This is a genomic window from Actinobacillus porcinus (genome assembly GCF_901764995.1).
Classification (GTDB): Bacteria; Pseudomonadota; Gammaproteobacteria; order Enterobacterales; family Pasteurellaceae; genus Exercitatus; species Exercitatus porcinus.
Genome location: NZ_CABFKI010000005.1, coordinates 67,320 through 90,132 on the forward strand (window position 1 = coordinate 67,320; position 22,813 = coordinate 90,132).

Genomic DNA, 22,813 nt, shown 5'->3' on the forward strand with positions numbered 1-22,813 from the left:
AAACCATCACTAAAACAAAGAATCACCACAACATTTCCCACTCAACCCCTCAATAATCGGGCAATGTTCGCTATCATCCCCAGGGCATTGGTTGGCTAGATCGGTGAGTAATGTGCGCATAGATTGTAATTGCTTGATTTGGTTGTCAATTTCAGCGATGCGAACCAATGTTCGGGATTTTACATCGGCACTGCGGCGGTGGGGGTTTTTATAAAGCTCTAATAAATCCTTACATTCAGACAAAGAAAATCCCACTTGGCGGGCTTGATGTAACAAGTTGAGTTCTTCGATGTGGGTTTGATTGTAGGTTCGATAGCCATTAGCCGCGCGCGCAGGCGGGGTAATGAGCCCCTTTTCTTCGTAAAAACGAATGGCTTTGGGCGTTAAATCTGTGCGTTTTGCTACTTCATTAATGTTCATTACACATCCGTTTTTTCTTTGAATTCACACAAATCTTCAATAATACAAGAACCGCAGCGTGGTTTTCGGGCAATACAAGTATAGCGACCGTGCAAAATTAACCAATGATGTACGTCCACTTTAAATTCCGCAGGAACCACTTTAAGCAATTTATTTTCCACTTCCACCACATTTTTACCGACCGCAAATCCGGTACGATTGGCGACACGGAAAATATGGGTGTCCACGGCAATGGTCGGGTGTCCGAAGGCCGTATTTAACACGACATTAGCCGTTTTGCGCCCCACGCCGGCCAAGGCTTCTAACGCCGCGCGATCTTCCGGCACTTGGCTGTTATGTTTTTCAATCAGATCCTTACAGGTTTTAATAATATTTTCCGCTTTGCTGTTAAATAAGCCAATGGTTTTAATATATTCTTTCAAACCGTCCACACCCAAGGCATAAATAGCTTCGGGGGTATTGGCAACAGGGAATAATTTATCCGTGGCTTTATTCACCCCTTTGTCGGTTGCCTGTGCCGATAAAATCACCGCAATTAATAATTCAAAGGGCGAACTAAAATTCAATTCCGTAGTCGGGTGGGGATTGTTGTCACGCAAACGTGTCAGAATTTCAATGCGTTTTTGTTGGTTCATGATTTACGCGATTCCCGGATATTTTTAGCGGCTAAAATAATGCCCAAGCCAATAAATGCGCCAGGCGGTAAAATAGCAAGCAACAAATTACTGTCATTATGGAAAAATTCAATACGGAGTGATTTTGCCCAATCGCCGAGTAATAAATGAATTCCGTCAAACAACGTGCCGTTGCCGATAATTTCACGCAACGCCCCTAAGACGAATAAACTTAAGGTCATGCCCAACCCCATGGCGAAACCATCAAATGCCGCGTGCATAACGCTATTTTTAGACGCAAAGGCTTCAGCTCGCCCAATCACGATACAGTTGGTCACAATCAGCGGAATAAAAATCCCAAGGGATTGATAAAGGCTGTAAGTATAAGCATTCATCAATAATTGCACCGCGGTTACCGTAGTGGCAATAATCATCACGTAAATAGGAATGCGGATTTCATGGGGAATTTGCCGGCGGAAAAGGGAAATCATGGTATTGGTACAAACCAACACCAACAAAGTCGCCAAACCTAAACCGAGCGCGTTGGTGGCAGTATTGGACACCGCCAATAACGGACAAAGCCCGAGTAATTGTACGATAGCCGGGTTATTGCGCCATAACCCTTGGCTGAGTAATTCTCGCCAAATTGAAGGTTGTTTTTCTGTCATATTATTTTTGTGTATTTAAAATTTCTAATGCGGAACGTTTTACTTGATTCACAATGGCGCGTGGCGTAATGGTTGCTCCGGCAAATTGATCAAATTTACCGCCATCTTTTTTCACTGCCCAATCTTGCAGATTGTCTTGGGAAATTTTTTTGTGATTAAAACTTAAGATCCAATGGGAAATTCGGGTTTCGATTTTATCGCCCAACCCTGGGGTTTCTTTATGTTCCAATACCCGAACGCCTAAAATTTCCCCGCCGGTGGTCATTCCAAACAATAAACGAATATTGCCGGAATAGCCGTCAGGTGCAGTCGCTTCCACCACGTAAGCATTAATGTTGCCTTGCAAAAGTGCGGTACAAATTTTATCAATTTCACGAGACGGCGAAACTTCGCAGTTTGCCATAATGTCATTATCGTAATAGTTTGACGGCAATACTTGCGCCAATAATTCCTGCTGTTGCTTAGCAATGGCTTCATCAATTTTGCCTTTGGTTAAGAAATAAATGCCACTAGAAATCGCGGTACAAAGTAAGGCAACTAAGGCAAGCAACGCACCGTATTTGGCGGAAATTTTTCCCATATTCATCTTAATGCCCCCCTTTTAAACCGTAACCTGTCACTCTTGGACGTGTGTATTGATCAATCAGCGGCACACAAATATTGGCTAATAATACCGCGAACGCTACGCCATCAGGGTAGTTGCCGTAAAAGCGAATAATGCCCACGAGTACGCCTACCAGCAATCCAAAAATCCATTTCCCACGCGGTGTAACCGGCGCTGAAACAGGATCCGTGGCAATAAAAAATGCCCCGAACATTGCCGCACCGCTTACCAGTTGGAAGAACGGGTTAGTGCCAAATGGCGAGTAAAAATAGTTAAAGGCACTCATCGCAAAAAGCGCGGTCAAAAATGCCACCGGAATTTGCCAATGAATAATTTTCTTCCAAATCAAGAAAATCCCCCCCACGAGAAAGGCGATATTGACCTGTGTCCAGCCAATGCCCTCTAAACTTTCTCTCGCCCCAAGGGGAAGAATGTCGGCAAAAATAGGTGAACGGCTGATTTCACTTAGAGACGCCGCGCCTGCTTTGATCCCTGTTTTAACGCTGTCCAATGGTGTCGCAGAACTGACCGCATCAATAGATGAAGTGAGTTGCGATAAGCTAAAACCATCACTGGTGATACCTGAAAAAATCAGGCTAAAGCTGTCTGACAAAGTCGGCGGTTCGTTTAATAACGCAATCGGAGGCATCCAATTTGTCATTTGCACCGGAAATGAAATTAGCAACACTACATAACCGACCATGGCAGGATTAAACAGGTTTTGCCCTAATCCGCCATAAACCTGTTTACCGAATATCACGGCAGCAAAAATGCCAATTAAAACAAGCCAGTAAGGGGCGTAAGGCGGAATGGCCGTCGCCAAAATAAGTGCGGTTAAAATCACACTAAAATCGCTAATGTAAAAAAGCGCCTTTTTTTTGCGCAATTTTGTGACGATAAATTCTAAAAATACCGCGGCGGCAATGGCTAAAAAAGATTGAATAAGTACCCCAAAACCAAAGAAATAAATCTGTGTCACCAAGGCGGGCAACATAGCAAAAATCACCCACAGCATAATGCGCGCCGTGAGCTTACCGGAATGAATATGGGGGGAACTGGTTAGTTTAAACATTCGTGTTTATTTTCCTTTTCTTTATTAGGACTTGTTGATGTTTTGAGAGTGCAAAATCATCAATAGGTGTTTATTTAATATCCTGGCATGGCAGAGCCATACCGGGTTACGCATAAATCAGCCCCTTTGGGGCTGAGAATTAGAGTGGCAAAGCCTCTCTTTTATAAGCACAAAACATCAATAAGTCTTAGTCTGTTGCGCCGCTTTTTTCGCTTTCGCACGCGCAATGGCTGCGGCAACAGCGGCTTTTTTCGGATCCGTTTCTTGCGCAGTTTCAGGTTCAGAAACAGTCGTATTTTCAACCGCACTTTGCGATGATTGCGGTGTGGTTTCTGTATTTTGTTGTTGCGCTGCTTTTTTCGCTTTTGCTCGGGCAATCGCAGCGGCAACAGCGGCTTTTTTCGGATCCGTTTCTGCTGGCGTTTCAGATGTAGAAACAGTCGTATTTTCAACCACACTTTGCGGTGATTGCGGTGCGCTTTCTGTATTTTGTTGTTGCGCTTTTTTCGCTTTTGCTCGCGCAATGGCTGCGGCAACAGCGGCTTTTTTCGGATCCGTTTCTGCTGGTGTTTCAGATGTAGAAACAGTCGTATTTTCTACCGCGCTTTGTGTTGATTGCGGTGTGGTTTCTGTATTTTGCTGTTGCGCGGCTTTTTTTGCTTTGGCACGTGCAAGGGCAGCCGCTACCGCAGCTTTTTTCGGATCAAGTGCGGTTGAATTTTCTGCGTTTTTTTCCGTTTCAGGAATTGAACCGCACGCGCCATTTGTTACCTTTGACTGGTCTAATTCTTGTTGACGCGCAAGACGGCGGGCTTTGCGTTGTGCCATTAAATCTGCGTTATCAGGCAAGGTTTCCCCATTTTTGCCGATAATGGTTTTGATTTTGGCATCCGCATTGATGGTTGTAGCTTCGCCTGCTTTTTTGGCTTTTAAGCGTTCAAGGGCGGCTTTTACCGGGTCTTCCCCTTGATTTGCGGCAACTTCTTCGCGGCGCGCAGCAGCCGCGCGTTGGCTACGCGCTTGGCGTGCTTTGGCTTCTTGCTCAAGGCGGGCCTGACGGGCTTCAAAACGAACTTTGGCTTCTTCCGATTTTTTCGCTTTATCCGCAATGTCCCAAATTTTGGCTTTTTCTTGACGGAAATACTGAATTAATGGGATATGACTTGGGCAAACGTAAGCACATAAACCACATTCAATACAATCCATAATATTTTGCTTTTTCGCGTTGTCGTGGTCTTCCGCGCGGGAATACCAGTACATTTGCTGCGGCATTAAATGCACAGGGCAAGCGTCCGAACAGGCGGAACAGCGGATACAAGATTGCTCTGTTGCCAGTGGGTCATATTCAAAATGATCAGGTGCCAGCAAACAGTTGGCGGTTTTGGTTACCGGTGCCGTTAGGTCAGGCACCATTAACCCCATCATTGGCCCGCCCACGAAAACAGGGAAGCGCGTATCCGCTTGATAACCCGCCTTTTCCAATAAAAAGTGGATTGGTGTTCCAAAACGCACCCATTGATTGCCTTTGTTTGGAATTTTGTCACCCGTTAAGGTCACTACGCGTTCAATTAACGGCTCATCATTAATCACTGCGCGTTTAATGGCAAAAACCGTGCCGACATTTTGCATTAATACGCCGATACTGGATGAACGCTGACCGCTAGGCACTTCCATTCCCGTTAGAATTTGAATTAATTGTTTTGCCGCACCCGAAGGATATTTGGTTGGAATCACGCGAATATCAATGTCATTGGCGCCATGCAACGCATGTTTTAATGCTTGGATGGCTTCGGGTTTATTGTCTTCAATGGCGATAACCATTTTTTCAGGGCGCAAGATATAACGTAAAATACGACAGCCTTCGATAATTTCCTCGGCATAATCGCGCATTAATCTGTCGTCACAAGTAATATAGGGTTCACATTCCGCGCCATTAATAATCAATAACTTCACTTTATTTTGTGCCGCATCCACTTTGGCTGCCGTTGGAAATACCGCGCCACCTAACCCTGCAATCCCTGCGCCATAAATTTTTTGAATAAGTTGTTCAGGGGATAATTGCAAAAAGTCATCTACTGGACATTGCTCGCGCCATTGATCCAATCCGTCCGCTTCAATATGAATCGAGAGTTCAGATAAACCTGATGGGTGAGCGGCGATATGGGGCGCAATGGCTACGATTTTGCCGGAAGTTGGTGCGTGAACAGGCAAGGCGCGTAAGCCATCCCCTTGGGTTAAAGCTTGCCCTTTGAGTACCGTATCGCCCACGTTGACCAAAATATTGCCCGCACTTCCGGCATGTTGTTTCACCGGTACATAAAAATGCGTTGCTAAAGGCGCGTGCGTAATAGGCGTTTGATTAGATTGGGATTTCATTTCAGGCGGATGAATTCCCCCTGCAAAATCCCAAAGCTTACCTGAATTGTAGCGGCTAATTACATCGGTCATTCTTTTTCTCCTTCCGCCACGGTTTCAATTGTTTTCACAGGAATGATCTGACTCGCCATTTTCCAGTCCCAGTTATCTAAATGTTGCTCCACTTTTTTCATGGAAATACAATCCGTTGGGCAAGGTGCGACACAGAGTTCGCAACCGGTACAAAGGTCGGGAATCACCGTGTGCATGGCTTTATTTGTGCCAATAATGGCATCCACAGGGCAGGCTTGAATACATTTTGTGCAACCAATACACATATTTTCATCAATAAACGCCACTTTCATTTCAGGGGCTTCAACGCCATCCATAGCAGGCACATCCACACCTAAAATTTCCGCAATTTTGACGACCGTGGGTTGCCCGCCAGGAATACATTTCGTGATCTCATCACCATTAACAATGGCTTCAGCGTAGGGTTTACAACCGGGATAGCCACATTGCCCGCATTGACTTTGCGGCAAAATGGCATCAATTTTTTCTGCCAAGGGATCCGCTTCCACTTTAAGTTTAATGGACGCAAAGCCTAAAATTGCCCCAAAAATCAAGGCAAGGACGGCGATAGATAAAAGCAAGGTATAAATCATCATCTTAAGCTCTCACTAATCCGGCAAATCCCATAAAGGCAAGGGACATTAAGCCTGCGGTAATGAGCGCGATAGAAGCACCGCGGAAAGGCAACGGAATATCCGCTCCCGCCAGACGTTCGCGCAGAGAAGCAAATAACACTAGAACCAAAGCAAAACCTAGGGACGCGCCAAAACCATAAATCACAGATTGCACTAAATTATGGGCAAGATTGATATTAAGCAAAGCCACCCCTAACACCGCGCAGTTGGTGGTAATTAAGGGTAAGAAAATCCCCAGTAAACGATAAAGGGTTGGGCTGGTTTTATTGATCACCATTTCGGTAAATTGCACCACAACGGCAATGACCAGAATAAAGACCAACGTGCGCAAAAATTCTGCATTGAGCGGCTTTAATAAATAAGCGTCAACAAGGTAGGCACAAAGGGATGCTACCGTTAACACAAACATAGTCGCCAATCCCATTCCAATGGCGGTATCCACTTTTTTAGATACCCCCATAAACGGACAAAGCCCTAAAAATTTCACCAACACAAAGTTGTTGATCAGTGCGGTGGAAATGATAAGTAAAATATATTCCATAATAGCCAATAAACCGAAAATCGCGAGATAAAGATAAACGCGTATTATCCTAGTTTTGGGGTATGATAACAATAAAAAATTTTTGATGGGGTGAATAGGTGTGGTAGGTGCTGTTTTTTCAATACCAACAGTGTTTACGGCGTAATCGGCGGTGGAAGCGGTTCCGGATTGCCTAAAAAGTGCGGTTGTTTTTCGATAAATAATTCCCACAACATCAACACACGCGCCAAGGCTTCGCGAACGCGTGTCATTGAAAAAGGATAAGGCGTATCTGCGGCAAAACAAATGGCGTTGATATGATAATATTTGGCAATAAATAAGGCGCGTTCGCAGTGAAAACGCTGGGTCACAATGGTCATCGGTTCTGCCTGAAACACTTCTTTGGCGCGGATAATGCTATCTAAGGTGCGAAAGCCTGCGTAATCGGAAAATAAAAATTGTTCACTAATTCCCATTTTCCGTAAATCGCGCTTCATGGTTTTGGGCTCATTGTATTGCAAGGTGCGATTATCGCCACTGAGCAATAAATAATCTAATTTTTCAGCGGAAAATAACGCCTGTGCGGCTTTGATACGTTGTTCATAGAATTGATTAGGCACGCCTTTTGACACATATTTTGCCGTCCCCAAAATTAAGCCATAAGGTCGGTAGGGAATTTGGTTGATGTCTGTATAAATCTCATTCTTCATATAATAGGCAATACCGCGATCAATCGCCGTAATTATTGTCCCCAAAATAATGAACGATCCCATTCCCCATAGAAAAAGGCGTTTTACAGGAAATGACCTGAAAAACGACCGCACTTTAGTCAGAATTGGAATAATGGATAATGGCATTTACGAATACATCTTCATTTTCAATGCCCTAACCTTAAAGAAAAGTGCGGTGAAATTCAAGTTTAAATTTGGGTCGATATGATTTTAGCCGTTTAGACGTCTAAATTTTCTTGACAAGATCGCATGACATAGGTAGTTTATCATTTATTTTTTAATTTACTTCGGATAGTTTCATGGCAGTACAGAAAGTCACGCTTTTTACCGAGCAGCCGTTGCATTTGATTTTTGGTGAGCAACTTGAAAATATAGAAGTGGCTTATCAAACCTATGGCACATTAAATGCGGATAAAAGCAATGCCATTTTACTTTGCCATGCCTTAACAGGGGATGCCGAGCCTTATTTTGCCGAAGGTCAACAGGATGGCTGGTGGCAACAATTTATGGGCGCAGGGCTTGCCTTTGATACCTCAAAATATTTCTTTATTTGTTCCAACGTGCTAGGGGGTTGTAAAGGCACAACTGGGCCGGCATCCATGAATCCCCGAACAGGCAAACCCTTTGGCAGTCAATTTCCGCATATTGTGGTACAAGATATTGTTCGGGTGCAAAAAGCACTGATTGATTATTTGGGCATTTCTCATCTTCATGCGGTTATTGGTGGATCTTTTGGCGGTATGCAAGCCACTCAATGGGCGATTTATTATCCTGATTTTTTAGATAATGTGGTCAATTTATGTTCATCTTTAACCTTTAGCGCAGAAGCTATCGGCTTTAATCACGTTATGCGTCAGGCGATTATTAATGATCCGAATTTTAATGGTGGGGATTATTATGATGGCGAACCGCCGGCAAAAGGGCTGGCGATTGCGCGAATGTTGGGGATGTTAACTTATCGCACAGATATTCAACTTGCCAAAGCTTTTGGACGTGCAACGAAAGCGGAAAGCCAATTTTGGGGCGATTATTTTCAAGTGGAAAGTTATCTTAGCTATCAAGGTAAAAAATTTTTGGATCGCTTTGATGCCAACAGTTATTTGCATTTATTGCGCGCCTTAGATCTTTATGATCCTGCCGTGGGCTTTGAAAATATGAAAGCGGCATTATCTCGCATTAAAGCACGTTATACTTTGGTGGCAGTGACCAATGATCAGCTCTTTAAAATGGTAGATTTGCATAAAAGCAAAGCCGCATTGGAGCAGGCTGGGGTTAACTTGCAATATTACGAATTTGCTTCAGACTATGGACATGATGCCTTTTTGGTGGATTATGATGCCTTTGAAGGGAAAATCCGGAGTGGGATTGAAGAGCAGAATTGAAGAATTGAATAGTGGAGTTAAATTGTGGAATTGGAGCCTGTTCGTGGAGTCCGCCCTATAAATTCAATAAAAAATGCAGCCTAGGGGAAGCCGCATTTTCATTAATATGAGTACTTATGCATTAGGGAGTTGCATAAGTGGCGTTATTATAACCCGAATTTGTTTATATTCAAGGCAAATTATTTAGCTGGTTTGACCAATACCATATTGTGAGAATTGAAATTTTCTCGCAAATTTTTCACCGCACTTCCATTGGGCAAAACCAATTCTGGCGCAATATCAAACAAAGGCACAATCACAAACTCACGATGTTGCATATCATAATGAGGGAGCGTTAAACGCTCCGTTTGCATTTCAATCTTGCCATACAACAAAATATCTAAATCTAATGTCCGCTCACCCCAACGGCGTAATCTCACGCGCCCCTGTTCGTTTTCAATCCGTTGCAATTCATCCAGTAAAGTCAATGGCTCAAGCTGCGTTTCAATACTTAAGACCGCATTGACATAATCAGGTTGATCTTGCGGGCCCATAGGCTTGCTGCCGTAATAGGGACTTACCTGAATGCATTGAGTTTGAGCTAACTGTGAAATAGCCAAAACCGCGGCATCAAGTTGTGCCACGGGTTCATTTAAGTTACTCCCCAGAGCGATATAAGCCGTTGTCATAAATTAATCCATTGCTTTGGGTTTACGTTTTTTACGGGTGCGGTAATAACGTTTTTTCGGTTTAGGCGCTTTTTTATTTTGCTCTTGCACCAAGGCATCACGTTGCTCAATATTGCTGAATTGATATTCATGCCACCAAGTGGCTAATTCAATCGCTTCGCCCCCTTCCACTTCAGCACGCATTGCCAACAAATCATAAGCGGCGCGGAATTTTAAATGCGCCATAGTGCGTTCAGGTTGTTTGCCCGCACGTTTCATTAATTGCAACTGTAAAAACCAAATATCCCGAATCACAGCCGTATGGCGGCGTGGCGCAGCAAGTGCGGTGCAAAATTGGTCTAAAATCTCGTTGCTTGCCAACGCATAAGCATCGTGATTATTTAAACCGCCTTCATTTTTGAGTATTTCCACTTTTTCACGCAGTGGATACCAAAAGAACGCCGCGAATAAGAAAGCCGGGTTAATACGCAATTTATCGGCAACCCGTTCATCCGTTGATGTCAGTGCTTTTAAAATCATGCGTTCTGCAAGGCTATCACCTTTTTCCGTGAAAAACGGCATGAGCGCAGGAAAAAGTTGCTCAAACAAGCCATATTCACGCAGTAACTGATAGGTTTTTACCCCAAATCCGGCCTGTAATAATTTGAGACTTTCATCAAATAAACGGGCAGGCGGAATATTTTTTAGCAAATGCGCTAATTCGCGAATCGGCTTTTCGCTAGGTTTTTCCAAGAACATATCCAGTTTCGCCATAAAACGAATAGAGCGAAGCATACGCACAGGATCTTCTTGATAGCGCGTCACAGGATCGCCAATCAGGCGCAATTTCCCCGCCTTGAGATCTTCAATACCGTTAAAATAATCGTGAATAACGTTATCTTTTGGGCTGTAATAAAGGGCATTGACGGTAAAATCACGGCGTTCGGCATCTTGTTCCAAGGTGCCGTAAACGTTATCGCGTAATAACATACCATCTTCATTTTGACGAGCGTGATTGTCGTTTTTGCTCTCGGTATGATTAGCGCGGAAGGTGGCGACTTCAATAATATCGCGCCCAAACATCACATGGGCTAAACGGAAACGGCGTCCTACTAAACGGCATTGACGTTGGAACACTGCCTGAATTTGTTCCGGTCGAGCATTGGTTGCTACGTCAAAATCTTTCGGATTTTTGCCTAACAATAAATCACGCAAACAACCGCCCACCACATAAGCTTCGTAGCCGTGACGGTTGAGTTTTTCCACCACCGCTAAGGCATTTTTGCTAATCATACGTGGGTTAATCCCTACTTGGGTTGCCTTAATGATGTGTTTGTTGTAATGCGCCGCTTGTTTTTCTGATTTTAGGCTTTTTGCGGTTGAACGAGCAGAATGGGTCGCTTTGGCGGACGCAAAGTGCGGTTCATTTTGTTCTTGTTTTTTTTGCCCTTTTCGTACAAGCAAATTTTTGATGTAAGTTAAAATAACGGTTCTCCAAAATAAAAAAGAGTGGGCATATTCACAATGCCCACTCAGAGTACTGACAAACCTAAATAATGTTGTAGGGGCGAAATATTTTTCGCCCAAAAATAATCATGATAAATCCGGGCGAAAGATGTTTCGCCCCTACAGTCATTTCATATTAAAATATTAAATAAAACTTTGTCAGCAATCTGAGTAGGCATATTCATGCCACTAAATTTCCTTAAAGTGATTAAAAACCCATTTGTTTTTCACGAACTTCAGCTAGGGTTTTGCAATCGATACATAAATCCGCAGTCGGACGCGCTTCTAAGCGGCGAATACCAATTTCAACACCACAAGATTCGCAATAGCCGAAATCTTCCGTTTCTAACTTTTTAAGGGTGCTTTCAATTTTTTTCATTAATTTACGTTCACGATCACGCGCACGTAACTCGAGGCTAAATTCTTCTTCTTGTGTTGCACGGTCAGCAGGATCAGGGAAGTTTGCCGCTTCATCTTGCATATGTGTAACGGTACGTGAAGTTTCTTCAATAATTTGATCACGCCAAGCTTCAAGAATTTTTTTGAAGTGAAGCACTTGCTTCTCATTCATGTATTCTTCGCCAACTTTTTCTTGGTATGGTTCTACGCCAGCTAATGCTAAAAGGCTAAGAGATGATTTGTTTGTTGCTGTCATGTTGTTTTTCTCCAATCAACAAATACGTCCTGTCGAACAGCAAGGAATAAAAATTACGTACTGCCCACAAAGAAATAGACTATAAAGTAAAGCGTAAAATCTACTCGTACTTTTTAAAGCGCATATAAATAGCAGAACTTCCCCAATTAAGCAAATGAATTTACTTTTTTTGACAAAAAAATAACGAGAAAAATATCGTTTTGTGATCTAGCTTCCAATTTTTGACGAAAGATTTTGCTTTAAGCAATGAAATTGATCACAGTAAAGAGAAAAAACATGCGCGGTTAACATGCAATTAAATTTAGATAAATTGGCTTTTATGATCATTACCATGGCATTGATGTTGCTATGGATGCCGGCTTTTTTGTTTTTTCCTTGGCAAATTGGTTGCGGGGTGATGGTGGCGATCCTGAGTCTTGCATTTTTATGGGGTAAGCAAACAAAACACTTAACCCCCCCAAAAAACCTAAGACAATCGCTTTTTTATTTCGCCATAGGCATAGGGTTTTTTACCTATTTTCAATCTCAAGCCTTCAATTTATATCGCACAGCGAAGGACGTTAAGGTTGAAACTATCCGCACTGAAATTCGCATTGATGAAATTTTACATCAGCAAGATTACCAAACCTTGATCGTTTCCAATGAAAAAGGGCAGCGAATTTATCTTCAATGGCGGTTACAAGAAAAACCAAAACTTGGGGAAATTTGGTCGGCAGAGCTACGCATGCGACCGCTTTCATCCCGCTTAAATCAAGGCGGCTTTGATCGACAACAATGGTATTTTTCCAAAGGCATTACGGCAACAGCGACTACAAAAAGCGCGGTGAAAATTCGGGATGATTTTTCTTGGCGCGAAAAACGCTTAAATCAAGCGTTAACAGATACGCAAAACCTGCCACAGCAAGGCTTATTACTCGCCTTGGGATTTGGCGAGCGCGCGTGGCTTTTGCCTGAAACTTGGCAGCATTATCAGCAAACCAATACCGCTCATTTAATTGCCATTTCAGGATTGCATATTGGTTTAGCCATGTTATTGGGTTTTGGCATAGCGCGTGGCGTTCAATTGCTATTCCCCACCCACAATATCAGCCCTATTTTCCCCCTGATAACCGGTGTGGTTTTAGCCATTATTTACGCGGAATTAGCCGGATTTGCGATTCCAACTTTCCGCGCGGCATTGGCGTTATTATTGGTTTTGCTGGTAAAAATCGGGCGGCGTTATTATACACCGTGGCAACTTTTTCTACGTGTTATCGCGCTCTTGTTGCTGTGCGATCCTATGATGATTTTGTCCGCCGGTTTTTGGTTGTCCGTGGGGGCGGTGGCGAGTTTAATTTTATGGTACCAAGTCTTTCCCTTAAGGTTAATTTTATGGAAAGGCAAACCCTTGCCGTCAAAAGTGCGGTGGATTTTAGGTTTAATTCATTTGCAATTGGGCTTATTTTGGTTGTTTACGCCGATTCAACTCATGATTTTTGCGGGCTTCTCTTTCAATGGATTTGTCGCCAATTTAATTGCCGTGCCGTTTTATAGTTTCTTCTTGGTGCCCGTCACCTTATTTGCCGCGTTGACAGGGGGCATATTGTATTCTTGGCAGCTCAGCCATTTTCTTGCAGAACAGATCACAAGGGTTGTGGCATGGTTTGAAGACGGTTGGCAAACCATCAGTTTGCAAACCAGCCTGATTGTCACGGCAATATTGGCGTTGCTGTTTATCCGGTTGATGAATAAGATTTATGTTCCCCAAAACACTAAAAATAAGGGCAGTATCATAAATAGCGAAGTTGTTCATTCTTTTCCAAGTTTATGGCGACAACGTATTAGCGTTTTAGGGGGATGGCTTGCCTTTTTTTGTTTGATGACGGTTGGGGTTCAAAAAATCACAGAACCCCATTGGCGTGTAGAAACCTTAGATATCGGGCAAGGACTTGCTACCTTGATTGTGAAAAATCATCATGCTTGGTTATATGACACAGGGGCAAGCTGGGCGGGCGGTTCCATGGCGAAAACGGAAATTTTGCCTTATTTACAACGACAAGGTCTTGAGTTGGATGGGGTGATTTTAAGCCATGACGATAATGATCATTCCGGCGGTGCAAAGGATATTTTAGCGGCTTATCCTCAGGCATATTTGTTGAATGCTTCCGCGCAAAATTATGGCAAAACAGACCGCACTTTATGCCTTGCAGGGCTACAATGGCGTTGGCAAGGATTAGCCTTTGACGTGTTATCACCCACAGAAAACGTAGCGCGCGCGGACAATCCCCATTCTTGCGTTGTTTTAGTGACGGATGGGCGATTCAAGGTGCTATTAACAGGCGATGCCGATAGCGCAACGGAACAGCGAATTTTAGCTGCATTACCCCAAATTGATGTTTTGCAAGTGGGGCATCACGGCAGCAAAACCTCAACCGGCGCGGCTTTTGTGCAACACATTCAACCAAAAATCGCGTTGATTTCCAGTGGGCGTTGGAACCCTTGGCATTTTCCGAATAAAGATGTAGTGGCAAGGTTAGAGTCGGTGGGAAGTGCGGTGAAAAATACTGCGGTTTTAGGGCAAATTTCCGTGGAATTTGATAAAAACGCCATGAGATTGCAGAGTGCGAGATCGGATTTTTCCCCTTGGTATCGTGGATTTATTGGCGAAAGATCGAAATAACAGGTACAATGCGCGCAATTTTTATGAACTTAGATATGCATTATGACCAAAGAAAAAGATATTTCCACCATTAAAACCTTTAAACGCTTGTGGCCGACCATTAAGCCTTATAAATGGGCGTTGATTGGCGGGGCGATTATGTTGATCTTAAACGCCTTGATTGATTCAGGGCTAATTTATTTGCTTAAACCGTTGCTGGATGACGGCTTTGGTAACGCAGATCATAGCTTTTTGAAATTAATGGCGTTATTGGTCGTTGTGTTTATTTTCTTTCGTGGTATTACGAACTATTTTTCTGCCTATGCCTTATCTTGGGTGTCAAGCAATGTAGTGATGACCATTCGCCGCCGTTTGTTCCGTCATATGATGGTGATGCCGGTGACTTATTTTGATCAAAACCCTGCAGGGCGTTTACTTTCTCGGGTGACTTACGATACAGAAATGGTGGCAAATTCATCATCCAGCGCGTTGGTTACCATTGTGCGTGAAGGCGTGTATTTGGTGTCTCTGTTTACGGTGATGATTTACACCAGTTGGCAATTATCGCTGGTACTATTTGCACTTGCCCCGATTATTGGTGGTTTAATTGGTGTCGTGTCTAAACGTTTCCGCGAGTTAAGCCGTAATATTCAAAGTGCCATGGGCGAGTTAACTACATCGACCGAACAGATGATCAAAGGGCATAAAGTGATTTTGTCTTATGGCGGTTATGAAGTGGAAAGCCAACGATTTGATCACGTAAGCGATGATATGCGCCGCAAAGGGTTGAAAATAGTGAAAGCGGACGGTGTGGCAGATGGTTTAGTGCAATTAATCGCTTCTTTTGCCCTTTCGGCGGTGTTGTATATTGCGACTATCGAAGGGCTTGAAATTGAAGATTTAACCGCAGGATCCTTTACTGTGGTGTTTTCTTCCATGATGGCGATGATGCGCCCATTAAAATCCTTGACCAACGTCAACTCCCAGTTCCAGCGCGGGATGGCGGCTTGTCAAACCTTATTTGATTTCTTGGATTTAGAGACCGAAAAAGATGCCGGCACCAAAGTCGTTGAACGCGCCAAAGGCGATGTGGAATTTAAAAATGTGTCTTTTGCTTACGAAGGCAAAGATGAGTTAGCTTTAAAAAATATTAATTTTTTTATTCCACAAGGCAAAACAGTGGCGTTGGTTGGGCGTTCCGGTTCCGGCAAATCCACCATTGCCAGCTTGTTAACGCGTTTTTACGATGTGAAATCCGGGGAAGTGTTGTTAGATGGCGTCAATATTCAAGACTACAAATTGAGCAATTTACGTGAACAATGTGCCATTGTTTCTCAACAGGTGCATTTATTTAACGATACCATTGCTAACAATATTGCTTATGCCGCGAAAGATAAATATAGCCGCGAGCAAATTATTGAAGCCGCCAAAGCCGCTTATGCCATGGAATTTATTGAAAAAATGGAACATGGGCTGGATACGGTGATTGGGGAAAATGGTGCCAGTTTATCAGGCGGTCAACGCCAACGTTTAGCCATTGCGCGCGCCTTATTGCGTAATTCCCCGGTGTTGATTTTGGATGAAGCCACTTCCGCGTTAGACACGGAATCAGAGCGCGCGATTCAATTAGCCCTTGAGGCCTTACAAAAAGATCGTACTGTGGTGGTGATCGCCCATCGTTTATCGACCATTGATAATGCCGATGAAATTTTGGTGATTGAAAATGGGGAAATTAAAGAGCGCGGAAATCACACCGCACTTTTAGCCCAAAACGGCGCATACAAACAATTGCACGCCATGCAATTTAGTCATTAATTTATAGGGGCGAATCACATTCGCCCATTTTTTGTATTTAGGACAAACAATGAAATTCTGGTACTCAAATTCCATCATTGCCTATTTTCTCTTGCCATTCTCTTGCTTATTTTGGCTGATTAGCCGTGTTCGTTATGCGCTCTTTAAACTGGGTATATTAAAGTCGTATCGCGCGCCGGTGCCTGTGGTGATAGTGGGCAATTTGTCCGTGGGCGGAAACGGCAAAACCCCTGTTGTGGTGTGGTTGGTGCAACAATTACAAGCGCGCGGTTTAAAGTGCGGTGTGATTTCGCGCGGTTATGGTAGCCAATCTAAGGTTTATCCCTTATTGGTGAGCGCAGAAACCGATCCTATTCAAGGGGGCGATGAACCGGTTTTAATTGCCAAACGAACCGGCGTGCCGGTTTGTATTTCGGCGAATCGCCAAGACGCCATTGAATTGTTATTAAAGCAACAGCATTGCGATGTGATTATTAGTGATGACGGTTTACAACATTACAAACTGCAACGTGATATTGAAATTGTGGTAATGGATGCCAAACGCGCCTTAGGCAATGGTTTTGTCTTGCCCGCCGGGCCGTTACGAGAAACCGCGGCGCGATTGGCAAGCGTGGATTTGGTGATTACCAATGGCGGTGAAAACCAATATACTGATGCCGTTATGACTCTGGTGCCGAATTATGCTATCAATTTAGTGAGCCATAAGAAGTGTTTATTAAAAGATTTTAAACAGGCTTCTGCCTTAGCGGGCATTGGCAACCCACAACGCTTTTTTGATATGTTGCAAGGCTTGGGTATTCAATTAACGCAGGCGCAAGCTTTCCAAGATCATCAACAGTTTAGTGCACAACAATTGAGCCAATTTAATGACAATGAACCACTGTTGATGACCGAAAAAGACGCCGTAAAGTGCGGTCAATTTGCGCAGCAAAATTGGTGGTATGTGCCTGTTGATGCGGATATTTCGGGGCAAAAAGCCACCGCACTTTTAGATAAAATCGAACAAATTGCGAAAGGAAAATAAAATGACACAATTTACTGTAATTATTCCAGCTCGTTTTGCGTCTAGCCGTTTACCTGGGAAACCATTGGCGGATATTGCAGGCAAACCGATGATCCAACATGTTTGGGAAAAAGCGCAACAATCAGGGGCAAGCCGTGTTGTTGTGGCAACAGATAACGAAGATGTAAAAAACGCTGTAGAAAAATTTGGCGGCGAAGTTTGCATGACTTCAGAAAAACACAATTCAGGCACGGAACGCCTAGCGGAAGTGGTGGAAAAATTGGGTATTGCAGATGATGAAATTATCGTTAATATCCAAGGGGATGAGCCATTGATCCCCCCAGTGATTGTGGCGCAAGTAGCGGAAAATCTCGCCAAATTCAAGGTAAAAATGGCAAGTTTGGCGGTTAAAATTCAAGAGCCGGAAGAGCTCTTTAACCCGAATGCGGTGAAAGTGCTAACGGATAAAGACGGCTATGTGTTGTATTTTTCGCGTGCGGTGATTCCGTGGAACCGCGATGAATTTGCGCCCGTGGCAGCGAAAACGAAATCCATTGAAGAATTACAATTAGGCGATCATTATTTGCGCCATATTGGCATTTATGCTTATCGCGCAGGTTTTATTAAACAATATGTTCAATGGCAACCGACAGCCTTAGAGCAAATCGAAAGTTTGGAACAATTGCGCGTGTTGTGGCATGGCGAACGTATTCACGTTGAACTTGCCAAAGAAACCCCCGCCGTAGGCGTAGACACCCCTGAAGACTTAGAAAAAGTGCGGGCGATTTTGTACAACAAGTTTAACTAGATTTTCATTTGATAACTATTCCTATTTACAAAGGTAAATTTTGCCGTTATGCTTATTTTCCTTTTATCTTTTATCAATAGGAAAGGTCATCTAATGAGAAAAACAGTTTTATTTTTAACCCTTGTTGCAAGTGCATTTTCAGCACAAGCGCACCGAGTTTGGATGCAAACCGATCACACGCACGGTGATGAAATTTTAAAAGCAGATTTAGGTTATGGGGAATTTCCAACCTTAGAAACGATCCCTGAAAAACGTTTAAGCTTTTTTGATCGTGGTGTGACCTTGTTTACCCAAACGGGAAAACAGAAATTAGTGCAAAAAGGTGAACATAACTATCACTTTGAAACGGAAAAACCTGTTAAAGAAGGTAGTTATATTGTGGCGGCAGAATACAAGCCCACCTTTTGGTCAAAAAATGCCGAGGGTTGGAAACAAGCAGATATGAAAGACACACCCAATGCAAGCTATTGCGAGTTAACATCGATGTATGGCAAAAATATTGTGAATGTTGGGCATGAAAGTGCGGGTATTGATGTGATTACCAAACAAATCGGCCATGAACTGGAAATTGTGCCGATGGATAACCCGGCCAATATCAATGTCAGTGATCGTTTTAAAGTCAAAGTGTTATTCCGCGGTGAACCTTTAGCAGGCGCCACCTTAACGGCAACCTTTGATGGTTTTGATACTGCAGATAACACGAAAACCCATAAAGTAGAAGCCCAAGCCTTTTCAGATATCACGGGGGATGATGGCACAGTGGATATTATTCCGCTTCGTCAAGGATTTTGGAAGGCACAAATTACACACGAAGTGCCATTTAAAGACCCACAACAATGCCAAAAAGCAAAACATTATGCGACTTTAACCTTTAATATTGGTAGACAGTATCATTAGTTGCCATTTAAGCTTGAATTCGGCATAATTTGCCACATTCCGATGAGAATAATGTAAACCCTTGTTTATTTTGCAAGGGTTTTATTGTATCTAAGTGCTTGAATTAACTATTATGTTCGACCATAAAACCTTCCTAAAAAATGTGACTAACGATCCCGGCGTGTACCGTATGTTTGATAAAAACGATACGGTGATTTATGTGGGGAAAGCCAAGGATCTCAAAAAACGATTATCCAGCTATTTTCGTACTAATTTAAGCAGCAAAAAAACCGAAGCCTTAGTGGCGGCGATTGCGCGTATTGAAACCACCATTACCACATCGGAAACGGAAGCGTTGCTGCTTGAGCATAATTACATTAAAACCTACCAACCGCGCTATAACGTCTTATTGCGTGATGATAAATCCTATCCTTATATTTTGCTGACCAAAGAACGCCATCCGCGGATTACCGCTTATCGGGGATCCAAAAAAGTCATCGGGGAATATTTCGGGCCTTATCCACACGCCGGCGCGGTGCGTGAAACCTTGTCGTTATTGCAAAAGTTGTTTCCGATTCGTCAATGTGAAAATTCCGTGTATAAAAACCGTTCGCGCCCTTGTTTGCAATATCAAATCGGGCGTTGCGCCGCGCCTTGTGTGGAAGGGCTTGTGAGCGATGAAGACTATAACGCACAAGTGGATTATGCGCGCTTGTTCTTGCAAGGCAAAGATCAGCAAGTGTTAGATCATTTAATTGGCAAAATGGAACAAGCCAGCCAAGCGCTGAATTTTGAAAATGCCGCGCGTTATCGCGATCAAATTCAGGCAGTGCGCGCGGTAACAGAAAAACAATTTGTGAGCAACGAACGATTGGACGATATGGATATTTTGTCCATTGCTTATCAACACGGCGTGGCTTGCGTGCAGGTGTTATTTATTCGTCAAGGCAAAGTGTTGGGCAATCGTTCATATTTCCCGAAAGTGCCGGCCAATACGGATTTATCGGAATTGACCGCGACCTTTGTGGGGCAATTTTATTTGCAAGCCCACCAAGGGCGCACCGTGCCAAATAGCATTATTGTGGATCACAAATTAGAGGCAAAAGAAGAAATCGAAACCCTGTTAACGGAACAAGTAGGGCGTAAAGTCAGTATTCAAGACAACACCAAAGGGACGAAGTCGAAATATTTGCAATTGGCGCAAATGAACGCCAATGCCGCTTTGGCATTAAAATTAAAAGAAACCACCTTAATTAGCGAGCGTTATCAAGCCTTGCAGGCATTGCTGGGTATTGAAAAAATCAAGCGAATGGAATGTTTTGATATTAGTCATACCATGGGCGAGCAAACCATTGCTTCTTGTGTAGTCTTTAACGATGCCGGGCCACTTAAATCTGATTACCGCCGTTTTAATATCGAAGGGATTACGGGGGGAGACGATTATGCTGCCATGGAGCAAGCCTTGAAAAAACGCTACGACCGTGATTTAGAGCCTGAAAAAATCCCGGATATTATTTTTATTGACGGCGGCAAAGGGCAACTTAATCGCGCCTTGCAAGTATTTCGCGAATTGAATGTAAAATGGGATAAAAACCGACCGCACTTAATTGGGGTGGCAAAGGGCGTTGATCGCCGAGCCGGGCAGGAAACGCTGATTTTGAGCAAGGAAGGACGAGAAGTGAATTTAGATCCTGATAGTTTAGCCTTGCATTTGATCCAACATATTCGCGATGAAAGTCATCATCATGCCATTACAGGACACCGTAAAAAACGGCAAAAAGCCTTTACTCAAAGCGGGTTAGAAACCATTGAAGGCGTAGGCGCAAAACGCCGTCAGGCATTGCTGAAATATTTGGGTGGCATGCAAGGCGTGAAAAACGCCACTTTGGATGAAATTGCGTCCGTGCCGGGGATTTCAAAATCCTTAGCGGAAACTATTTTTGAGACTTTGCATAGTTAACAGTCACGATTTTGCAAAAAAGTGCGGTAAAAAAGAGAGAATTTTTATGTTAGAACCACTTATTGAAACCCATCCGTTTCCACCTGTATTACCACCAAAAGCCACGGTGATGATGATGGGAACCTTTCCGCCAACTGCCGAGAAACGTTGTATGGAGTTTCATTATCCCAATTTTCAAAATGATATGTGGCGGATTTATGGTTTGATCTTTTTTAATGATAAGGAATATTTTCAAGTCAAAGGTGAAAAGAGATTTGATGCCGAACGTATAAAAGCATTTTTAATGGAACGTGGCATTGCTTCTTGCCCAACGGTGTGGAAAGCCATTCGAGAACAAGGTAATGCTTCTGATAAATTTTTAAAGATTGTCGAGCCTGTGCCGCTGGCGGATGTTCTTAAACAAATTCCCCATTGCCAATGGATTTTTACCACGGGAGGCAAAGCCACGGAAGCCTTGTTTAGTCTTGTGCCTGAAAAATTAAAAGAGCCTAAAACCAACGAATTTATTGATTTTCCTTTTGCAGGGCGTGCGTTGAAATTATATCGGGTTCCTTCCACATCACGCGCTTATCCCTTGAGCTTAGAGAAAAAAGCCGCCGCCTATCGCGCATTTTTCGAGTTGGCAGGGATTTTGTAAAAGGCGTATAATCCCATAACGTTCATTAAAAAAGGACAGCTAAAATGGAAGAAGATTTGACCGCACTTCAAGGGGCGTTGAACGACACGGTGGCAAATACCATTCGTTTAACCCAATATAGCCATGGCGCAGGTTGTGGCTGCAAGATATCTCCTAAGGTATTAGGGACGATTTTGCAAACTCAACTGAATACGTTTGTAGACCCGAATTTGTTAGTCGGGAATGATACAGCGGATGATGCCGCGGTGTATGATATTGGCAATGGGATTGGGATTATTAGTACTACGGATTTCTTTATGCCCATTGTGGATGATCCTTTTGAATTTGGACAAATTGCGGCAACCAACGCCATTAGCGATATTTTTGCAATGGGCGGTAAGCCTATTATGGCCGTGGCGATTTTGGGATTTCCGATTAAATTATTACCACCGGAAGTGGCGCAGCGCATTGTAGACGGTGGTCGTTTTGCTTGCCAAAAAGCAGGGATTGCGTTAGCAGGCGGACATTCAATTGATGCACCGGAACCCATTTTTGGTTTAGCCGTCACGGGCGTCATTAGCACGGATAAAGTGAAGAAAAATGCTTCTGCAGAAGTAGGTAATCAGCTATTTTTAACTAAGCCGTTGGGGATTGGCGTACTGACCACGGCGGAGAAAAAAGGCAAGCTCAAAGCCGAACATCAAGGACTAGCGGCAAAAACGATGTGTGAAATGAATCTTGTGGGTTCGGCATTCGCTGAAATTGATGGCGTAACGGCGATGACCGATGTCACAGGCTTTGGTTTATTGGGACATTTGCGTGAAATTTGCGAAGGTTCAGGCGTCAGTGCGGTGGTCAATTTTGATAAAATTCAAACCCTTGATGGCGTTGTGGAATATATTGAAAAAGGCTGTGTACCCGGTGGTACTCAGCGTAACTTTGATAGTTATGGTGACAAAATTAGCCCAATAACAGCACAACAGAAAGCGATCTTATGTGATCCGCAAACTTCAGGTGGTTTACTGATTGCCGTTCGCCCAGAGGCAGTTGAGCGAGTAAAAGCCGCTGCTGAAAAAGCAGGATCGCGGTTGTTTGCCGTGGGTGAGTTATTACCGTTGCGTGATGATGGTATTTTGATTGCTGTCGCTTAACTTTCTATCGAATAAAAACCGTTGCTTAGGCAGCGGTTTTTATTTTGGGGATAAATCGGTATAAT

21 protein-coding genes are annotated in these 22,813 nt (G+C 43.4%); 9 read left to right on the forward strand and 12 right to left on the reverse strand.

What is annotated here, in order from left to right; genetic code table 11:
- Positions 1 to 9 precede the first annotated feature (9 nt).
- The 9 genes from cueR to E7T07_RS04925 form a co-directional block, all read right to left on the reverse strand.
- Positions 10 to 420, reverse strand: a complete 411-nt coding sequence (gene cueR / locus E7T07_RS04885; RefSeq protein ID WP_135709789.1) for a Cu(I)-responsive transcriptional regulator — start codon at positions 418 to 420, stop codon at positions 10 to 12.
- The gene (nth, locus tag E7T07_RS04890; RefSeq protein WP_135709790.1) at positions 420 to 1,055 is read right to left on the reverse strand and encodes an endonuclease III; all 636 of its coding nucleotides are present in this window, start codon (positions 1,053 to 1,055) and stop codon (positions 420 to 422) included. The genes cueR and nth overlap by 1 nt, the downstream gene beginning before the upstream one ends.
- Positions 1,052 to 1,702: an electron transport complex subunit E gene (locus E7T07_RS04895; RefSeq protein WP_135709791.1), complete on the reverse strand. Its 651-nt coding sequence runs from the start codon at positions 1,700 to 1,702 to the stop codon at positions 1,052 to 1,054. Before E7T07_RS04895 ends, nth begins: the two co-directional genes overlap by 4 nt.
- A gap of 1 nt (position 1,703) precedes the next feature.
- Complete coding sequence (gene rsxG, locus E7T07_RS04900; RefSeq protein WP_135709792.1) at positions 1,704 to 2,288, reverse strand: electron transport complex subunit RsxG; 585 nt, start codon at positions 2,286 to 2,288, stop codon at positions 1,704 to 1,706.
- A gap of 1 nt (position 2,289) precedes the next feature.
- On the reverse strand, positions 2,290 to 3,378 hold the full coding sequence (gene rsxD, locus E7T07_RS04905) for an electron transport complex subunit RsxD (RefSeq protein ID WP_135709793.1): 1,089 nt from the start codon (positions 3,376 to 3,378) through the stop codon (positions 2,290 to 2,292).
- Between the two features lie 177 nt (positions 3,379 to 3,555).
- Positions 3,556 to 5,826, reverse strand: coding sequence for an electron transport complex subunit RsxC (rsxC, locus tag E7T07_RS04910; RefSeq protein ID WP_135709794.1), 2,271 nt, complete (start codon positions 5,824 to 5,826; stop codon positions 3,556 to 3,558).
- Positions 5,823 to 6,401 (reverse strand): electron transport complex subunit RsxB, encoded by a 579-nt coding sequence (rsxB, locus tag E7T07_RS04915; protein WP_167874934.1) that lies wholly within the window; start codon positions 6,399 to 6,401, stop codon positions 5,823 to 5,825. Before rsxB ends, rsxC begins: the two co-directional genes overlap by 4 nt.
- Before the next feature lies 1 nt (position 6,402).
- Positions 6,403 to 6,984 (reverse strand): electron transport complex subunit RsxA, encoded by a 582-nt coding sequence (rsxA, locus tag E7T07_RS04920; protein ID WP_135709888.1) that lies wholly within the window; start codon positions 6,982 to 6,984, stop codon positions 6,403 to 6,405.
- Positions 6,985 to 7,115: 131 nt separating this feature from the next.
- Positions 7,116 to 7,817 carry a SanA/YdcF family protein gene (locus E7T07_RS04925; RefSeq protein ID WP_425455032.1) on the reverse strand — a complete coding sequence of 234 codons (702 nt, stop codon included), beginning with the start codon at positions 7,815 to 7,817 and terminating at the stop codon, positions 7,116 to 7,118.
- Positions 7,818 to 7,990: 173 nt separating this feature from the next.
- On the opposite strand from E7T07_RS04925, the gene metX reads away from it, so the two are divergent.
- Positions 7,991 to 9,073: a homoserine O-acetyltransferase MetX gene (gene metX / locus E7T07_RS04930; protein ID WP_135709795.1), complete on the forward strand. Its 1,083-nt coding sequence runs from the start codon at positions 7,991 to 7,993 to the stop codon at positions 9,071 to 9,073.
- 179 nt (positions 9,074 to 9,252) lie between these two features.
- On the opposite strand, the gene folK is transcribed toward metX, so the two are convergent.
- The 3 genes from folK to dksA all read right to left on the reverse strand — a co-directional run bounded on the left by folK (position 9,253) and on the right by dksA (position 11,881).
- The gene (folK, locus tag E7T07_RS04935; protein WP_135709796.1) at positions 9,253 to 9,741 is read right to left on the reverse strand and encodes a 2-amino-4-hydroxy-6-hydroxymethyldihydropteridine diphosphokinase; all 489 of its coding nucleotides are present in this window, start codon (positions 9,739 to 9,741) and stop codon (positions 9,253 to 9,255) included.
- 3 nt (positions 9,742 to 9,744) lie between these two features.
- On the reverse strand, positions 9,745 to 11,049 hold the full coding sequence (gene pcnB / locus E7T07_RS04940; protein WP_273314258.1) for a polynucleotide adenylyltransferase PcnB: 1,305 nt from the start codon (positions 11,047 to 11,049) through the stop codon (positions 9,745 to 9,747).
- A gap of 385 nt (positions 11,050 to 11,434) precedes the next feature.
- Positions 11,435 to 11,881, reverse strand: coding sequence for an RNA polymerase-binding protein DksA (gene dksA, locus E7T07_RS04945; protein ID WP_135709798.1), 447 nt, complete (start codon positions 11,879 to 11,881; stop codon positions 11,435 to 11,437).
- A 289-nt stretch (positions 11,882 to 12,170) separates the two neighbouring features.
- Here dksA and E7T07_RS04950 point away from each other — a divergent pair, with 289 nt between their 5' ends.
- The 8 genes from E7T07_RS04950 (at position 12,171) to selD (ending at position 22,748) form a co-directional block, all read left to right on the forward strand.
- Positions 12,171 to 14,540 (forward strand): DNA internalization-related competence protein ComEC/Rec2, encoded by a 2,370-nt coding sequence (locus E7T07_RS04950; RefSeq protein ID WP_135709799.1) that lies wholly within the window; start codon positions 12,171 to 12,173, stop codon positions 14,538 to 14,540.
- A 42-nt stretch (positions 14,541 to 14,582) separates the two neighbouring features.
- Positions 14,583 to 16,334: a lipid A ABC transporter ATP-binding protein/permease MsbA gene (gene msbA, locus E7T07_RS04955; protein ID WP_135709800.1), complete on the forward strand. Its 1,752-nt coding sequence runs from the start codon at positions 14,583 to 14,585 to the stop codon at positions 16,332 to 16,334.
- 49 nt (positions 16,335 to 16,383) lie between these two features.
- The gene (gene lpxK, locus E7T07_RS04960; RefSeq protein ID WP_135709801.1) at positions 16,384 to 17,358 is read left to right on the forward strand and encodes a tetraacyldisaccharide 4'-kinase; all 975 of its coding nucleotides are present in this window, start codon (positions 16,384 to 16,386) and stop codon (positions 17,356 to 17,358) included.
- 1 nt (position 17,359) lies between these two features.
- Positions 17,360 to 18,145: a 3-deoxy-manno-octulosonate cytidylyltransferase gene (gene kdsB / locus E7T07_RS04965; protein ID WP_135709802.1), complete on the forward strand. Its 786-nt coding sequence runs from the start codon at positions 17,360 to 17,362 to the stop codon at positions 18,143 to 18,145.
- Between the two features lie 93 nt (positions 18,146 to 18,238).
- Positions 18,239 to 19,042: a DUF4198 domain-containing protein gene (locus tag E7T07_RS04970; protein ID WP_135709803.1), complete on the forward strand. Its 804-nt coding sequence runs from the start codon at positions 18,239 to 18,241 to the stop codon at positions 19,040 to 19,042.
- 112 nt (positions 19,043 to 19,154) lie between these two features.
- The gene (uvrC, locus tag E7T07_RS04975) at positions 19,155 to 20,981 is read left to right on the forward strand and encodes an excinuclease ABC subunit UvrC (protein WP_135709890.1); all 1,827 of its coding nucleotides are present in this window, start codon (positions 19,155 to 19,157) and stop codon (positions 20,979 to 20,981) included.
- Between the two features lie 46 nt (positions 20,982 to 21,027).
- On the forward strand, positions 21,028 to 21,618 hold the full coding sequence (locus E7T07_RS04980) for a DNA glycosylase (RefSeq protein ID WP_135709804.1): 591 nt from the start codon (positions 21,028 to 21,030) through the stop codon (positions 21,616 to 21,618).
- An 89-nt stretch (positions 21,619 to 21,707) separates the two neighbouring features.
- A complete protein-coding gene (gene selD / locus E7T07_RS04985; protein WP_135709891.1) occupies positions 21,708 to 22,748 on the forward strand; it encodes a selenide, water dikinase SelD in 1,041 nt (346 codons plus the stop codon).
- Positions 22,749 to 22,813 lie beyond the last annotated feature (65 nt).

Coding starts and splice junctions, on each gene's coding strand:
- cueR (WP_135709789.1), bottom strand. CDS start 420: ATGAACATTAATGAAGTAGCAAAACGCACAGATTTAACGCCCAAAGCC.
- nth (WP_135709790.1), bottom strand. CDS start 1,055: ATGAACCAACAAAAACGCATTGAAATTCTGACACGTTTGCGTGACAAC.
- E7T07_RS04895 (WP_135709791.1), bottom strand. CDS start 1,702: ATGACAGAAAAACAACCTTCAATTTGGCGAGAATTACTCAGCCAAGGG.
- rsxG (WP_135709792.1), bottom strand. CDS start 2,288: ATGAATATGGGAAAAATTTCCGCCAAATACGGTGCGTTGCTTGCCTTA.
- rsxD (WP_135709793.1), bottom strand. CDS start 3,378: ATGTTTAAACTAACCAGTTCCCCCCATATTCATTCCGGTAAGCTCACG.
- rsxC (WP_135709794.1), bottom strand. CDS start 5,826: ATGACCGATGTAATTAGCCGCTACAATTCAGGTAAGCTTTGGGATTTT.
- rsxB (WP_167874934.1), bottom strand. CDS start 6,401: ATGATGATTTATACCTTGCTTTTATCTATCGCCGTCCTTGCCTTGATT.
- E7T07_RS04925 (WP_425455032.1), bottom strand. CDS start 7,817: ATGCCATTATCCATTATTCCAATTCTGACTAAAGTGCGGTCGTTTTTC.
- metX (WP_135709795.1), top strand. CDS start 7,991: ATGGCAGTACAGAAAGTCACGCTTTTTACCGAGCAGCCGTTGCATTTG.
- folK (WP_135709796.1), bottom strand. CDS start 9,741: ATGACAACGGCTTATATCGCTCTGGGGAGTAACTTAAATGAACCCGTG.
- dksA (WP_135709798.1), bottom strand. CDS start 11,881: ATGACAGCAACAAACAAATCATCTCTTAGCCTTTTAGCATTAGCTGGC.
- E7T07_RS04950 (WP_135709799.1), top strand. CDS start 12,171: ATGCAATTAAATTTAGATAAATTGGCTTTTATGATCATTACCATGGCA.
- msbA (WP_135709800.1), top strand. CDS start 14,583: ATGACCAAAGAAAAAGATATTTCCACCATTAAAACCTTTAAACGCTTG.
- lpxK (WP_135709801.1), top strand. CDS start 16,384: ATGAAATTCTGGTACTCAAATTCCATCATTGCCTATTTTCTCTTGCCA.
- kdsB (WP_135709802.1), top strand. CDS start 17,360: ATGACACAATTTACTGTAATTATTCCAGCTCGTTTTGCGTCTAGCCGT.
- E7T07_RS04970 (WP_135709803.1), top strand. CDS start 18,239: ATGAGAAAAACAGTTTTATTTTTAACCCTTGTTGCAAGTGCATTTTCA.
- uvrC (WP_135709890.1), top strand. CDS start 19,155: ATGTTCGACCATAAAACCTTCCTAAAAAATGTGACTAACGATCCCGGC.
- E7T07_RS04980 (WP_135709804.1), top strand. CDS start 21,028: ATGTTAGAACCACTTATTGAAACCCATCCGTTTCCACCTGTATTACCA.